We start from the raw sequence: 13,460 nt of genomic DNA on the forward strand, positions 1-13,460 counted from the left end.
CCTCGCCCCTCCGCACCCGCGCCCGGCCCCTCACCCGGCTCCCGCATCCGACTACCTGCCCAGCCGGCCACCCCCGCACCCCTCGGTGGAACGCCCCAGATAGGTGAGGGGCCCGGGGTCGGGCACCGCGAGTTCGCCGAAGCCGAGCCGGTCGTAGAACACCCTGGCCGGGGTGTTCGCCGTGAGCATCGACAGGTGGACGGCCGGTACGCCCCCCCGCCCGCAGCGCTTCCAGGAACCGCCGCATCAGCTCCCTGCCGAACCCCTTGCGCTGCCATGCGGGCAGCAGGTCGATGTGCAGATGGGCGGGGTACGCGCCCAGCTCGGGGAGGACCATGCGCTCGGGGCGGTACAGGAGGGCCGTCATCTCGTCGGCGAGGGTGCGGGGCGGGCCGGCCGGCGCGGGGAAACGATCCGTCACCAGCGGGAGCCAGACCTCGCGGAAGGCCTGCGCGAACCGTTCCGTGTCCGCGGTGCCCAGGACGTAGCCGGCCGCACGCCCCGACCCGTCGTCGAGGACGAAGGCGAGTTCGGGTTCGAGGTGGGCGTAGGGCGCGGCGAACAGGGCCGGCATCAGCCAGGGATCGGGATACAGGTGCCGGGAGTCGCCACCGTTGTCGGCCGTGCGGACGCAGATGTCCGCCAGCGCCTCCTGGTCGGCCGGCCGGTACGGGCGGATGTGCGGGGCCTCGGTCGTCATCGCCCCATCCTGCACTCATGGGAGCGCTCCCACAAGAGTCGCGCGCTTCCTCCGGCCACGTGGTTCCGCCACGGCCGTGCGGGCCCGGGGCGGTCAGTCCCGGCCCGGCCCCACGTGCCGCTCACCGGCCGTCTCCGTACGGGCGAGTTCGACGTTGAACTGGGCGCCCGCCAGGAGTGCCAGGTTCGCGAACCAGATCCAGATCAGGAACACCACCAGGCCGGCCAGCGAGCCGTACAGCCGGCCGTAGCTGCCGATGTGGGTGGCGTACAGGGTGAAGCCGGCCGAGGCGAACAACCAGAGGAACGCCGCGAGCACCCCGCCCGGCAGCCCGCGCCGCACCCCCCGGGCGGAGGCCGGGCCGGTACGGAAGAGGACCAGGATCAGACAGGCGACCAGACAGAGCAGCACGGGCCACTTGAGGCCGGTCCACAAGGCGTCCCCGGCGTGCGCGAGGCCCACGCGGCGGCCGAGCCACCGGGCCAGGGGCCCGCTGAGTACGAGGGCGAACGCGCTCGTCATCAGCAGGACGAGCAGCCCGACGGCGGAGACCACGATGAGGTGCGCCCTGCGCAGGGCGGGACGGGTGTCCTCCACGTGGTGCATCGCGTGCAGGGCCCGGCGGAAGACCGCGAGATAGCTGCAGGCGGACCATACGGCGCTGACGCTGCCGGTGGCCACCAGGAGCCGGACGGCGGTCCGCTCGTGGGTGGCCTCCTCCAGGGGGCGGCGCAGCGCGGCCCCGGACTCGGCGGGCGCGTAGGCGGTGATGTCCGCGATCAGGGCCGTGGTGGCCTCGGGGTTGGACAGGCCGATGACGGAGACGGTGACCAGGAGGGCGGGGAGCAACGCGAGGATGGCGTAGTAGGTGAGGGCTGCAGCCCAGTCGGAGATGTCGTCGTTCCACAGCGAGACGGGGGTGCGCCGCAGCGCCGTCCGCCAGCGTGCTTTCCTCCCGACGGCGGCCGCGGGCGTGATTCGTTCCGTCGCGGGGGCGGTCTCGCTGGGCACGCTGTCTCTCCGGAGGCCGTAGGAAGGGTCGGCGGCCCGGATGGTGTCGCCGGACGGTCCGGCGGGCGGGCTGCCCCCCTTTCTCTCATGCCTCGCCCCGGCGGGTGTACTCCCGGTGGGCTCAGTCGTTCACGGCGGTCAGCAGCACGACGGCGTCCGACAGGGCCAGCACCCCGTGCCGTTCCCGCGGGGTGGCGCGGAGGGCGCCCGCCGACATGTCGATGTCGCCGGAGGCGGCGGTGATCCGGACCGAGCCCCGCAGCACCTGGAGAGAGGCGGCGGGCGGCGCGTTGTGCTCGTCGAGGGCCGAGCCCTCGGTGAGCGCGATCACCGTCTGGCGCAGCGGCTCCTGGCGGAGCAGGAGGTGGGCGCTGCGGCCGTGGGCATCGGCGCGGGCCGCGGCCAGGTGCTCGTCGGCGAGAGCGTTGAGATCATTCATACGACCACTGTGCCGCAGCCCCCACTCCCCCGCTATCCACCGGGGTGGGCGCCCCCGAAGGGTGCCGGGGGCGCGGCGGACCGCCGGTGAGCAGCACCGCCGGGCGGCCGGAGCGGCGGACGGATCGCCGGTGCGGCCCGGTCCGTCGGTCCCGGCGAGGGCGAGGACGTCCCGCGCTCCCGCTTCCGTTGCGGCGTCGCGGGGCGCTCTGCCGGAACAGCGTCGAGGCGTGCGTGCACGGGACAGGTCGTGGTGCGGGTGCTGCGCTCGGAGAGCCGCGGAGGACTGCTGGAGTGACGGCCGGGCTGGAACGGGGGCGCGCGCCACGGCCGGGTATGTGTGCGCGGGGCCCATGCCGGTGCGAGGAAGTCCGAGGACGGTGTCCCTTCTCGTGTGCGAGCGGAGAACGCCGGTGAGCGCCTGTTCCACGGCACGGCGAAGAGCGGGGTCCCCGCGTCGTGGACCCCGCTCCCGTGGGACCTGCCCGGGGTCAGAGACCGCCGGTGTGGAGCAGCCGGTCGGGCGAGCCGGTGCCCAGGCCCGTCAGGACGTCCGGGGTGGCCTTCGCGGCGAGCCCGTCGGCGACCTGCTGCGGCGTGGCGTCCGGGTGCTGCTCCAGGTAGAGGGCGGCGGCGCCGGCGGCGTGCGGGCTGGCCATGGACGTACCGCTCAGCTTCGTGGAACCGCCGCCGAGCTTGGCGGAGACGATGTCCAGTCCGGGGGCGTACATCCACACACAGGTGCCCCAGTTGCTGAACGCCGTCTGACGGTCCTGTGTGTCGGAGGCACCGACGGCGACCGTACGTCCGGCGCGGGCCGGGGAGACGTCGCAGGCGTCCTGGTTCTCGTTGCCCGCGGCGACGACGGGCAGGGTGCCCTGCTCGGCGAGTGCGTCGAACGCGTCGTCCACGGCCGACGAGGCGGGGCCGCCGAGCGAGGCGTTGACCACGGCCGGCTGCTCGGCGTTCCGGGCGATCCAGTCAAGGCCTGCGATGATCCCGGCCCACGTGCCCGAGCCCTCGCAGTCGAGCACCCGCACCGGCACGAGCGACGCGGAGCGGGCGACACCGTACGTCTCACCGGCCACCGTCCCGGCCACGTGCGTGCCGTGGCCGTTGCAGTCCTCGCCGTCGCGGCCGTCGCCGATCGCGTCGTAGCCGGCACGCACCCGGCCGCCGAACTCGCTGTGCGCGGACTCGATGCCGGTGTCGAGGATGTAGGCGGTCACACCCCGGCCCGTACCGGCCGTCTCGTAGGCGCCGTCGAGCGGCAGGCTCCGCTGGTCGATGCGGTCCAGTCCCCAGCTCCCGGCCGCGACCAGACTCCCCGCCGCCCCCGCCGCGGGTGTCCTGGCCGGCACCGTCCCCGCCGGAGCCGGCCTCGCCGAAGCCGTTTTCACGGCGGGCGGCGAGACGGAGGCCTCGCTGTTCTCCTCGACGGCCTGGACACCGGCCGCGCCGCGCACCTTCTCCAGCTGGTCCGCCGTGAGTGAGGCCGCGAAGCCGCGCAGGACCTTGCTGTACGTGAACAGGGGGCTGACCCCGAGCTGCTCGGCCGTGGCACCCGGCGTCCGACCGGCCGACAGGGTGACGATGTACTGCCCGGGTACGGCCCGGGCCGACTGCTGTACCGGAACGAGTGTCTCCCCGGTGTCGGCCGTGGCCTGACCGGTGCCGATCAGGGGGGTGATCAGCAGCAGAGCGGCTGGGACCCAGCGGGCGCGCAGGCGCATGCGTTCTCCCTTGAGGTGGAGGAGCGGCTCGCGGACCGGGAAGATCCGCGAGGTGCGAACACCTGACCTTTCGTCCACCTGCCGGGCGGGCCTGAGCCGCGTCAGCCGGACGGCGCAACGCTGCGTCAGGTGCGGATCCGCCGCTGACCCCAAGCTGACCGGTATTCAGGACACTCCCTGTCCTGTCAGTCGCTTAGCGTACGGATTCTCACCCGGTCGAACTGGAGAAGGCGGTGCGGCCATGGCCGTGGAACCGACATCCGGCCGTGCGGACGGAGCGGACCTCGAACCGCTGGCCTTCGCGTGTGCCGATGCCCTGGAGTCGTGGCTGGCGGACCACCACGCGGTGCGCCCGCACCTCTGGCTGAAGATGGCGAAGAAGGGCTCCGGCGTCGAGTCGGTCACGGCGACCGAGGTCATCGACGTCGTCCTCTGCTACGGCTGGATCGACGGGCAGCGCAAGTCGCTCGACGGGACGTATTACCTCCAGCGGATCTCACCGCGCCGCCGGGGAAGCCGGTGGTCACAGGTCAACGTCCGCAAGGTCGAGGCACTGACGGCCGCCGGACGCATGCGGGAGCCCGGCCTGGCCCACGTCCGGGCCGCGCAGACGGACGGGCGGTGGGCGGCCGCGTACCCCTCGCAGAGGGAGGCCACCGTGCCCGGCGACCTCGCCGCCGCGCTGGCCACAGACGCCCGCGCGGCACGTCGCTTCGAGCAGCTCGGCAGGACGGACAGATATCTCGTCATCGTCGACCTCCTGTGGGCCAGAACGCCGGAAGGGAGGGCCGCCCGGCTCGCGCGGACAATGGCGAAGCTGGCGGCGGAGGACGAGCCGGGCTGAGCCGCGTACCCGTTCCGGATGCACCCGGAGTGCCGGGGCTCGGTCGGCAGGGTCGACGTGCGCCCGCTGTCCCCCACGCTCCTCGAGCGGACGCTCCACCCCGGAAGGCCGGGACCTGTCCGAAGTGACGCGGGCGGGCCGGAGGCACCGGTCACCGCGCCGCGCTGGACGTCAGATGCGGGAAGCGCAGTTCCGTGCGGCTGCGCGCGGTGTCGCCGGGGCGCAGGACGGCGGTGGGGAACTCGGGCCGGTTGGGCGAGTCGGGCAGGTGCTGGGTCTCCAGGCAGATCGCGCCGTGGCGTTCGTGACGGCGGCCGGTGGCGTCGGTGAACTCCCCGTCGAGCTGGTTGGCGGTGTAGACCTGGAGGCCGGGCTCGGTGGTCCATATCTCCATGACGCGGCGGGCGTCCGGGGCGATGAGGCGTGCCGCGCGGCGCAGGCCGCCGTCGCCGGCGCGCAGCACCCAGCAGTGGTCGAAGCCACCCGCGGCCCTCAGCTGTCCGTCGTCGTGGCCGAGCCGTTCGGCCAGGACGCGGGGCACGGTGAGGTCGAAGGGGGTGCCCCGGACCTCGGCCGGAGGGCCCTGGGGGATGCCGTCGGCGTCCACCGGCAGGTAGGTGTCGGCGTCGACCTCCAGGTGGTGGCCGAGGACGTCGTCCCGGCCGGCCAGGTCGAAGTAGGCGTGGTTGGTGAGGCTGACGACGGTGGGGCGGTCGGTGACCGACGCGTAGTCGACGGCCAGGGTGCCGGCCCCGTCGAGGGTGTACGTGACGGTGGCGTCGAGCGTCCCGGGGAAGCCCATGTCGCCGTCGGGGCTGCGCAGGGTGAGCCGCAGGGACGCGGTGTCGCCGGTGGTGTCCGCGCTCGCGTCCCACACCTTGGTGTGGAAGCCCTGGGGGCCGCCGTGCAGCGCGTGGCCGCGGTCGTTGGCGGGGACGTGGTGGGTCGTGCCGTCGAGGGTGAATCGGCCGTGCGCGATGCGGTTGGCGTACCGCCCGACGACGGCGCCGAAGTACGGGTGCCCGGCCGTGTAGTCGTCGACGGCGGCCAGCGAACGGACGACCGAGGCGGAGGCGCCCGTGGTGTCCGGCACGGTGAGACGGTGCAGGGAGGCGCCGTAGGTCAGTATCCCGGCCGTGACCCCCGTACCGCAGTCGAGGGTCCACAGATGGGTGGGGGTGCCGTGGGCGGAGCCGAACGGGGTGCTGTGCACGGTGGGGCGCGGCATCAGAGGTCCTCGGGAAGAGCGGCGGCGGGCCGGGGCGCGGTGGACTCCCGCACGACGAGCCGGTAGCCGGGGCGTGGCCGGCGAGGTTCGGCCACCGGCGCGCCGGAGAGCCGTTCGACGAGGCTGTCGACGGCCAGGCGGGCGATGGCCTCCTTGTCCGGGGCGATGGTGGTGAGCGTGGTGGTGCCGTAACTGCTCTCCTCGATGTCGTCGAAGCCGACGACGGCGATGTCGGCGGGGATGCGCAGCCCTCGCGCCGTGATGGTCCGCATGGCGCCGATGGCGATCAGGTCGTTGTAGGCGAACACGGCGTCGGGCCGCTCCCCCCGGTCCAGGAGGGCCGCCATGCCGGCGGCACCGTCCTCGCGGCCGTAGCCGTCGGTGACCACGACGAGCTTCTCGTCGGGGATGATCCCGGCGGCGGCGAGTTCCTCGCGCCAGCCCCGCAGGCGCAGATGGGCGGGCTGACGTTCGCGGCCGGTGCGCGATCCGAGGAAGGCGATCCGGCGATGGCCCAGGCCGAGAAGGTGGCGCACGGCGTCGCGGGCCGCTGCCACGTTGTCGATGGCGATGTGGTCGTACGGTGCCTCGTACTCGCGCTCGCCGAGCAGGACCAGCGGCGCCGTCTCGGTGCGTGCCATGAGGTCCTCGGTCTCCAGGTGGATGGGGCTGAGGATGAGCCCGTCGATGACGTGCGACCGGAATCCCTGGCTGACCAGGAGCTCCTTCTCCCGCAGCCCCGCCGTGTGGTCGACCAGGACGGTGTAGTCGTGGCGGGCGGCCGCGTCCACCACCGCCCCGGCGAGCTCCGCGAAGTACGGGTTGCCGAACTCGGGGACGGCGAGGGCGATGATGCCGGTGCGGCCCTTGCGCAGATGACGTGCGGTGAGGTTCGGCCGGTAGCCGAGCTCGTCGATCGCCTGCTGCACCTTGGCGCGCATGCCGGGTGTGACGTGCTGATAGTTGTTCACCACGTTCGACACGGTCTTGATGGACACGCCCGCCCGTTGCGCAACGTCCTTGAGGCTGACGCCCACGGCACTCCTCGGCTCGACTCGGCTCTTCGGATCGGTGGATACAGCTCGTCCACGGCTGGTCCGCGGTCAGGTGCTTCTGCGACTGCGTGCCAGGTAACGCTGGGCCACCACGACAACGATAAGGAAACCCCCGCTGACCACGGACTGGTACGAGGAGTTGAGCGAACCGATCTGGTTGATCAGGTTCTGGATGACGGCGAGGAGCAGGACGCCCCAGAGCGTGCCGCTGATCGAGCCCGCGCCGCCGATGAGCAGCGTGCCGCCGATGACGACGGCGGAGATCGCGTCGAGCTCCATGCCGACGCCGACGATGGTGACGCCGGAGGACAGTCTGGCCGCGTTCAGCGCGCCGGCGAGTCCGGCCAGCAGACCGCTGAGCGTGTAGACGAGGATCTTGGTCCGCGCGACGGGGAGGCCCATCAGGGTGGCGGCGTCGCTGCTGCCGCCGACGGCGAAGAGCGTCTGCCCGAACGAGGTGCGCTGCAGGACGAGTCCGCCGGCGCCGAAGAGGACCAGGGCGATCAGGATCGGGTGGCCGAATCCCCAGACGGCGCCCTGGCCGAGGTCACCGAAGGCGGAGTCCTTGGGCACCAGGTAAGTGGTGGCCCCCTCGTCGGTGAAGGCGAGCAGGACGCCCCGGGCTCCCAGCAGGGTGGCGAGGGTGACGATGAAGGGGGCCATGTTCCCCCGGGCTATCAGGAGCCCGTTGAGCAGGCCGATCGCGCCGCACACGGCGAGGGGGAGGAGCAGGGCGGCGAGGAATCCGTACTGCGAGGCCCAGGCTGCGAGGACTCCGCCCAGGGCGAAGACCGATCCGACGGACAGGTCGATTCCGCCGGTGATGATGACCATCGTCATGCCGAGCGCGACGACGGCGAGGAAGGAGGCCTGGATGGTGATGCCGCGGGCGTTGTCCAAGGAGGCGAAGCTCGGGTAGATGAAGGAGGCGGCGATCACCACGGTGAGCAGGACCACGAGGACGCCCTGCCGCTGGAGGAGTTCGGCGGCGCGCTGCCGGCCTGTCGGCCCGGTGCCGGGCACGGGGTGGGCCTCGGCCGGCTTCCGCGGCGCGGGGGCGGGGGCCGTGGCGGTGGATACGGGTGGGGTGTGGTTCATCGGGACCGACGCTCCCGGGCGACGTAGACGGCGGCGATGATGATGGCCGCCTGGGCGATCTGTGCGGTGGAGTCGGGCAGGTCGTGCTTGACGAGCGTGGCGCGCAGGAGCTGCATCAGGAGGGCGCCTGCCACGGTGCCCAGCACCCGGACGGAACCGCCGTTCAGGGGCGTGCCGCCGACCACGACGGCCGTGATGGCGGAGAGTTCCATGAGGGTGCCCAGCGAGGACGGGTCGCTCGCGGTGAGCCGGGCCGTGGCGAGGATGCCGGCGAGGGCGGCGAGGACGCCGCAGATCACGTACACGCCGATGAGGACCCGCTTGACGGGAAGGCCGGCGAGGGCGGCGGCGGAGCGGTTGCCGCCGACGGCGACGATCTGCCGGCCGAAGGTCGTGCGCCGGACCAGGAAGGCCACGGCGACGGCGAGGATTCCGGCGATCAGGACGACCGGCGGGATGCCGAGGAAGGAGCCGGTTCCCAGCGACAGCAGGTCGGGGTTGACGATCTGCTTGAGCTGACCGTCCGCCATGACGAGGGCGAGTCCGCGGCCGCCGACGAAGAGGGCGAGCGTGGCCACGATGGGCTGCAGGCCGACGAGGGAGACCAGGCTGCCGTTGACGGCACCGACGACCGCGCCCGCCAGGAGCGAGACGACGAGCGCGGGCACGAGCCCGTAGCCGAGGTAGAGCGGCAGGAAGGCGGCGGCGAGGGCCATGGTCGAGCCGACGGACAGGTCGACGCCCTCGGTGCCGATGACCAGGGCCATGCCCAGGGCGACGATGACGATGGGGGCGACCTGGACGAGCTGGGTGCGGAAGTTGTCCGCGGTCATGAAGTGGTCGGTGAACACCGCGTTGAAGAGCAGCACCACCGCCACGGCGCCGTACACGCCGTACTCCTGGTACCAGGCGGGGTCGCGCAGCCGGGCCAGGGAGGGTGTGGGCCGGCCGGGCCGTGCGGACTTCGTGGGCGCGGGTGCGGCGGTCGGGGTCATCGGTGGTCCTCCTCAGCGGCCGGGGCCTTGTCCCCCGGTGCCGGTGCGTGGTCGGCGAGCACTTCGAGCAGCCGGTCCTCGGCCACGTCCTCGCCCGCCAGCTCACCGGCGACGGCTCCGCCCCGCAGGACGACGATCCGGTCGGCGCCCTCGATGAGCTCCTCGATGTCGGAGGAGATGAGCAGGACGGCCAGCCCCTCGCGGGCGAGGTCGTCGATGAGGCTCTGGACCTCGGCCTTGGCCCCGACGTCGATCCCGCGGGTGGGTTCGTCGAGCAGCAGGACCTTGGGTTCCAGGCAGAGCCATCGGGCCAGGAGGACCTTCTGCTGGTTTCCGCCGGAGAGTTCGCCCACCTTCTGCTCGGGGCTCGACGCCTTGATCCTCAGGCGTTTCATGAAGATGTCGACGATCCGGTCCTGCCTGGCGCGGGAGACGACACCGGCCCGCGACAGGCGCGGCATGGCGGCCAGCACGATGTTCTCGCGGACCGAGAGGCCGGGCACGATGCCCTCGGCCTTGCGGTCCTCCGGCAGCAGACTGATCCCGGCCCGGATGGCGGCCGCCGGGGTGAGCCGCTTCAACGGGGTTCCGTCCACGGTGAGTTCACCCGAGTCCAGCGGGAGGGCGCCGGAGAGGGCCTTCGCCGTCTCGCTTCGGCCCGAGCCCAGGAGGCCGCCGAGCCCCAGCACCTCGCCCCCGTACAGCGACAGGGATATGTCGTGGAGCTGGAGGCGGCTGTTCAGGCCCGTGGCGGTCAGTACCGGGGTACGGGCGGCCTCGTGGCCCTCGGCGGCGAAGTTGGTGACCCCGGCGCGGCGGACCTCGGCCACATCGCGGCCGAGCATCATCGACACGAGCTGCATCCGGTCGAGGCCGGCGAGGTCGCCGGTGTGGATGTGGCGGCCGTCGCGCAGCACGGTGACGCGGTCGCAGATCCGGTAGAGCTCGTCCATGCGGTGGCTGACGTAGAGCACGGCGATCCCCTGGCCGCGCAGCTCCTCGATGACGCGGAAGAGGGTCTCCACCTCACGCGGTTCGAGCGAGGAGGTGGGTTCGTCCATGATGACGACCTGGGCGTCGACCGAGACGGCCCGGGCCAGGGCGACCATCTGCTGGGTGCCGATGCCCAGGGTGTGCAGCGGGCGGCGGGGGTCGACCCGTACCCCGAATCCGTCGAGCAGGCCGCTCGTCTCGCGGTGCATACGCGGGAAGTCGATCAGGCCGAAGCGGTTGCGTGGTTCACGGCCGAGGAAGATGTTGCGCGCCACGCTCATCAGGGGGACGAGGTTGACCTCCTGGTAGATCGTGGAGATGCCGGACTGCTGGGCCTCGGACGGCCGGGCGAATCCGACCGGTGCGCCCGCCAGCCGCAGTTCGCCGCCGTCGGGCCGGTACACCCCGGTCAGTACCTTGATGAGGGTGGACTTGCCCGCGCCGTTCTCGCCCACCAGCGCGTGGGTCTCCCCGGCGCGCAGGGAGAAGGAGACGTCGTCGAGGGCGACGACCCCGGGGAACCGTTTGCTCACCGAGCGGGCTTCGAGCACGGCGGGGGCGGCGTGCGCGACCCGCTCCGGCGCCTGGGGTACTGCTTCGGGTGGTGCCATGGGTGGTCCTGGCCTTCCGCTGTTCCAAGGGTGGGGGCCGGGGGCCGCCGTGGCGTGGTCTGCGCCGCGGCGGCCGGGGCCTTCGGGGACCGGAGGGGGTCAGTACGCCCCGCCGAGCGATTCCTTGGCGTTGGTCTCGTCGTAGGCGCGGTCGGTGATGATGACGTTCTCGGGGATCTCCTCGCCGCCGTAGAACTTCTGGGCGGTCGCGAAGGCGAGCGGGCCGAAGCGCGGGTTGGACTCGATGACGGCGTTGTACTCGCCGTTGACCAGGGCCTGGACGGCGTTGCGGGTGCCGTCGACCGAGACGATCTTGACGTCCTTGCCGGGCTTCTTGCCGGCCGCCTTCAGCGCGGTCACCGCGCCGAGACCCATCTCGTCGTTCTCCGCGTAGACGGCGGTGATGTCCGGCTTGGACTGGATGAGCTGCTCCATGACCTGCTGGCCCTTGTCACGGGCGAACTCGCCGGTCTGCTGGGCGACGATCTCGATGCCGGGGGCCTCGGCCTTGATCCGGTCGACGAAGCCCTTGGTGCGGTCGGTGGTCACGTTGTTCCCGGAAGCGCCGAGGAGGATGGCGACCTTCCCCTTGCCGCCGGTGGCCTTGATCATCGCGTCGGCGGCGCGCTTGCCCTGCTCGACGAAGTCGGAGCCGAGGAAGGCCACGTAGTCCTTGCACGCCGTGGAGTTGACCTTGCGGTCGATGGTGAGGACGGGCACCTTCTTCGCCGCGGCGGCCTTGAGCGCCGGTTCGAGCCCGTCGGAGTTGAGCGGCGCGATGATGAGGAACTGCGCGCCCTGGGAGAGCATGTCCTGGATGTCGCTGATCTGCTTGGACAGCTGCGACTGCGCGTTGGTGGTGAGGAGCTTTTTCACGCCGACCTTCTTCGCCTCGTCCTTGATGGACTGGGTCTCGGCGATCCGGAACGGGTTGGCCTCCTTCTCCGACTGCGAGAAGCCGACCACCGCGTTCTTCAGGTCGAGCTTCGGCGCGCCGTAGGTCTGCAGCGAACAGCCGGGACCGGAGCCGGACTCGGGGGTCTTGGCCGCCTGGGCGCCCTGGCTGCTGTCACCACCCGCGCTGTTCGTGGTCTCCGACTTCGAGCAGCCGGCGGCGGCCAGCGTGGCGGTCGCGGCGAGCAGGCAAGCCGCGGCGAGGGTACGGGATCGACGCTGGGTCATCATGCGCGGGACGCTCCTTGGCGGGATGACGGCACGCCGTTCGGCGCGCGGTCGGGCGTGGCTGGACGATCATCGGCCGCTCGGCGGCAGATGGCACTGCAATCCTCACGACCCCGCTACGAGCTGGGAGAACGGTGGTCGTAAGAGCCTGTGCGGCCTCTCGGCGGCTCGGTTTACAACGTTATATAGGCGGGGTGGCAGGGGCGGCAAGAGAGTTGTCGTTGCGTTTCCAAAACGTGTCGCCCGGCCACGCGCAGCGCAGCGTGGTGCGTCCGCCGTCGGCCGTTACGGCGCCCGCCGGCGCCCCCACCGCGCGGCGCGCCGACGGTGGTCGTGGGGCCGGCCCGCAACGACGGGGTGAGGACGCTACGACCGGGCCCGCCGGGAGGCGGACGACGACCGGGCACTCGGGGGCGGGCCGCCACCCGGTGCGGCCGCCCCCAGGCGCACGATCGCCGGCATCGACGGGATGCGGCCGACCGGGGCGCAGGCGGCCGGTCGACCCGGCACCGGGGCCGGCCGGCCACCCCGGCGGCGGGCACGCGGGGTACACCGCGCACCCTTCACCCGGGACACGGGCGTGGGCGGTGGGGACCCCTGGGCGCCGTGAGGTGCGTGCCGGGGTCCGGCCGTTCGCGGACCCCGGCTCCGTCAGGCATCGCCCATGACCAGTCCCTCGATCGTGTGCTTCTGCACGATGGGGGTGAGCTCCTCCACGACCGGACAGGCCAGGTGCGCCCGGACCCGGCCGGGCAGCGCGGCCCAGTACGCGCGGGTCACCGCCATGTCGTGCTGCGCGTCGTTCCCCGCACCCGGGGCGTCGACGCCCAGCACCAGGACGGGCCGGGCGTCGGGCGAGTGGTTGGCCGTGCCCCGGTGGATCGTCAGGGCGGAGCGGGCCGAGATGTCGCCTCGCTGGGGGTACTTGCGGAGGGCCAGTGCGGCGTAGCGGGGGTAGTCCTCGCGGTGGGGGAACATCGCGTGGCCGAAGCGGGTGTCGTCGTCCCACTGGGTGCCGGGCGCGATCTCGAAGGGTCCCATGTCCTCGCGGGTGTCGACGGCGGTGACGTTGAACGCGAGCGAGGTGAGCCTGCGTTCACGGCGGGTGGCGTCGGGCATGGGGAAGTCCCGGTGCCAGGGCTGGTTCACGGCGCCGGCCAGCGGCACGTCGAACCCGAGCTCGACGATGCGGTAGTCGGGCCCCAGGACCGCCTCGCAGACCCCACGCACCCAGGGGTGGTCCACGAGGTCGACGAAGCCCCGGAGCTGTTCCGGGTGAATCTCGACGTAGTACCTGTGGGGCCCCCGGCCGACCGCTCCGCCCTCGCGTCCGCGCGCCTCGGCGAAGGCGGCGTCGATGTCCTCGCGCATCCGGTCGGCCCACTGCGGTGCGAACGCTCCGGGGCACGCGGTGATGCCGGCGTCGTAGAGGTCCCGGACCGCTGCCTCACGGTCGGCCGGGGGAAGGGAATCGGTCGCCGGGTCGTGCATGTCTGTGGTCCTTTGCATGGGAGGGCGGAGGGACGGGGGGCGGGGCTCGGCCCCGCTGCGGGCGCTCCCGCCCACCCCGTC

At 72.6% G+C, this 13,460-nt stretch carries 11 protein-coding genes and 1 pseudogene; 1 reads left to right on the forward strand and 11 read right to left on the reverse strand.

Going from position 1 to position 13,460, the window contains the following annotated elements:
- Positions 1 to 51: 51 nt before the first annotated feature.
- The 4 genes and pseudogenes from BA175_RS25695 to BA175_RS25710 all read right to left on the reverse strand — a co-directional run bounded on the left by BA175_RS25695 (position 52) and on the right by BA175_RS25710 (position 3,882).
- Positions 52 to 700 (reverse strand): annotated as a pseudogene (locus tag BA175_RS25695) (GNAT family N-acetyltransferase).
- A 93-nt stretch (positions 701 to 793) separates the two neighbouring features.
- Positions 794 to 1,711, reverse strand: coding sequence for a YihY/virulence factor BrkB family protein (locus tag BA175_RS25700; protein ID WP_079159808.1), 918 nt, complete (start codon positions 1,709 to 1,711; stop codon positions 794 to 796).
- 121 nt (positions 1,712 to 1,832) lie between these two features.
- Positions 1,833 to 2,150 (reverse strand): cupin, encoded by a 318-nt coding sequence (locus BA175_RS25705; RefSeq protein WP_069173900.1) that lies wholly within the window; start codon positions 2,148 to 2,150, stop codon positions 1,833 to 1,835.
- 490 nt (positions 2,151 to 2,640) lie between these two features.
- Positions 2,641 to 3,882 (reverse strand): S8 family peptidase, encoded by a 1,242-nt coding sequence (locus BA175_RS25710; protein WP_069173901.1) that lies wholly within the window; start codon positions 3,880 to 3,882, stop codon positions 2,641 to 2,643.
- A gap of 241 nt (positions 3,883 to 4,123) precedes the next feature.
- Between BA175_RS25710 and BA175_RS25715 the strand changes: the two genes are divergently transcribed.
- The gene (locus BA175_RS25715) at positions 4,124 to 4,726 is read left to right on the forward strand and encodes a YdeI/OmpD-associated family protein (RefSeq protein WP_079159809.1); all 603 of its coding nucleotides are present in this window, start codon (positions 4,124 to 4,126) and stop codon (positions 4,724 to 4,726) included.
- A 151-nt stretch (positions 4,727 to 4,877) separates the two neighbouring features.
- On the opposite strand, the gene BA175_RS25720 is transcribed toward BA175_RS25715, so the two are convergent.
- The 7 genes from BA175_RS25720 to BA175_RS25750 form a co-directional block, all read right to left on the reverse strand.
- The gene (locus BA175_RS25720) at positions 4,878 to 5,954 is read right to left on the reverse strand and encodes an aldose epimerase family protein (RefSeq protein ID WP_069173902.1); all 1,077 of its coding nucleotides are present in this window, start codon (positions 5,952 to 5,954) and stop codon (positions 4,878 to 4,880) included.
- The gene (locus tag BA175_RS25725) at positions 5,954 to 6,991 is read right to left on the reverse strand and encodes a LacI family DNA-binding transcriptional regulator (protein WP_069173903.1); all 1,038 of its coding nucleotides are present in this window, start codon (positions 6,989 to 6,991) and stop codon (positions 5,954 to 5,956) included. The genes BA175_RS25720 and BA175_RS25725 overlap by 1 nt, the downstream gene beginning before the upstream one ends.
- Before the next feature lie 66 nt (positions 6,992 to 7,057).
- The gene (locus tag BA175_RS25730; protein ID WP_069173904.1) at positions 7,058 to 8,107 is read right to left on the reverse strand and encodes an ABC transporter permease; all 1,050 of its coding nucleotides are present in this window, start codon (positions 8,105 to 8,107) and stop codon (positions 7,058 to 7,060) included.
- Positions 8,104 to 9,102, reverse strand: a complete 999-nt coding sequence (locus BA175_RS25735) for an ABC transporter permease (protein ID WP_069173905.1) — start codon at positions 9,100 to 9,102, stop codon at positions 8,104 to 8,106. The genes BA175_RS25730 and BA175_RS25735 overlap by 4 nt, the downstream gene beginning before the upstream one ends.
- Positions 9,099 to 10,706, reverse strand: a complete 1,608-nt coding sequence (locus BA175_RS25740) for a sugar ABC transporter ATP-binding protein (protein WP_069173906.1) — start codon at positions 10,704 to 10,706, stop codon at positions 9,099 to 9,101. Before BA175_RS25740 ends, BA175_RS25735 begins: the two co-directional genes overlap by 4 nt.
- Before the next feature lie 99 nt (positions 10,707 to 10,805).
- Positions 10,806 to 11,891: an ABC transporter substrate-binding protein gene (locus BA175_RS25745; RefSeq protein ID WP_069173907.1), complete on the reverse strand. Its 1,086-nt coding sequence runs from the start codon at positions 11,889 to 11,891 to the stop codon at positions 10,806 to 10,808.
- Positions 11,892 to 12,539: 648 nt separating this feature from the next.
- Positions 12,540 to 13,379, reverse strand: a complete 840-nt coding sequence (locus BA175_RS25750) for a phytanoyl-CoA dioxygenase family protein (RefSeq protein WP_069173908.1) — start codon at positions 13,377 to 13,379, stop codon at positions 12,540 to 12,542.
- Between the last annotated feature and the right edge of the window lie 81 nt (positions 13,380 to 13,460).

The sequence above is a fragment of the Streptomyces griseus genome, from assembly GCF_001715295.1.
Classification (GTDB): domain Bacteria; phylum Actinomycetota; class Actinomycetes; order Streptomycetales; family Streptomycetaceae; genus Streptomyces; species Streptomyces griseus_G.

Bases quoted from the DNA above. Each gene is read 5' to 3' on its own strand.
- BA175_RS25745 (WP_069173907.1), bottom strand. From the start codon at position 11,891: ATGATGACCCAGCGTCGATCCCGTACCCTCGCCGCGGCTTGCCTGCTC.
- BA175_RS25730 (WP_069173904.1), bottom strand. From the start codon at position 8,107: ATGAACCACACCCCACCCGTATCCACCGCCACGGCCCCCGCCCCCGCG.
- BA175_RS25710 (WP_069173901.1), bottom strand. From the start codon at position 3,882: ATGCGCCTGCGCGCCCGCTGGGTCCCAGCCGCTCTGCTGCTGATCACC.
- BA175_RS25720 (WP_069173902.1), bottom strand. From the start codon at position 5,954: ATGCCGCGCCCCACCGTGCACAGCACCCCGTTCGGCTCCGCCCACGGC.
- BA175_RS25735 (WP_069173905.1), bottom strand. From the start codon at position 9,102: ATGACCCCGACCGCCGCACCCGCGCCCACGAAGTCCGCACGGCCCGGC.
- BA175_RS25750 (WP_069173908.1), bottom strand. From the start codon at position 13,379: ATGCACGACCCGGCGACCGATTCCCTTCCCCCGGCCGACCGTGAGGCA.
- BA175_RS25705 (WP_069173900.1), bottom strand. From the start codon at position 2,150: ATGAATGATCTCAACGCTCTCGCCGACGAGCACCTGGCCGCGGCCCGC.
- BA175_RS25715 (WP_079159809.1), top strand. From the start codon at position 4,124: ATGGCCGTGGAACCGACATCCGGCCGTGCGGACGGAGCGGACCTCGAA.
- BA175_RS25740 (WP_069173906.1), bottom strand. From the start codon at position 10,706: ATGGCACCACCCGAAGCAGTACCCCAGGCGCCGGAGCGGGTCGCGCAC.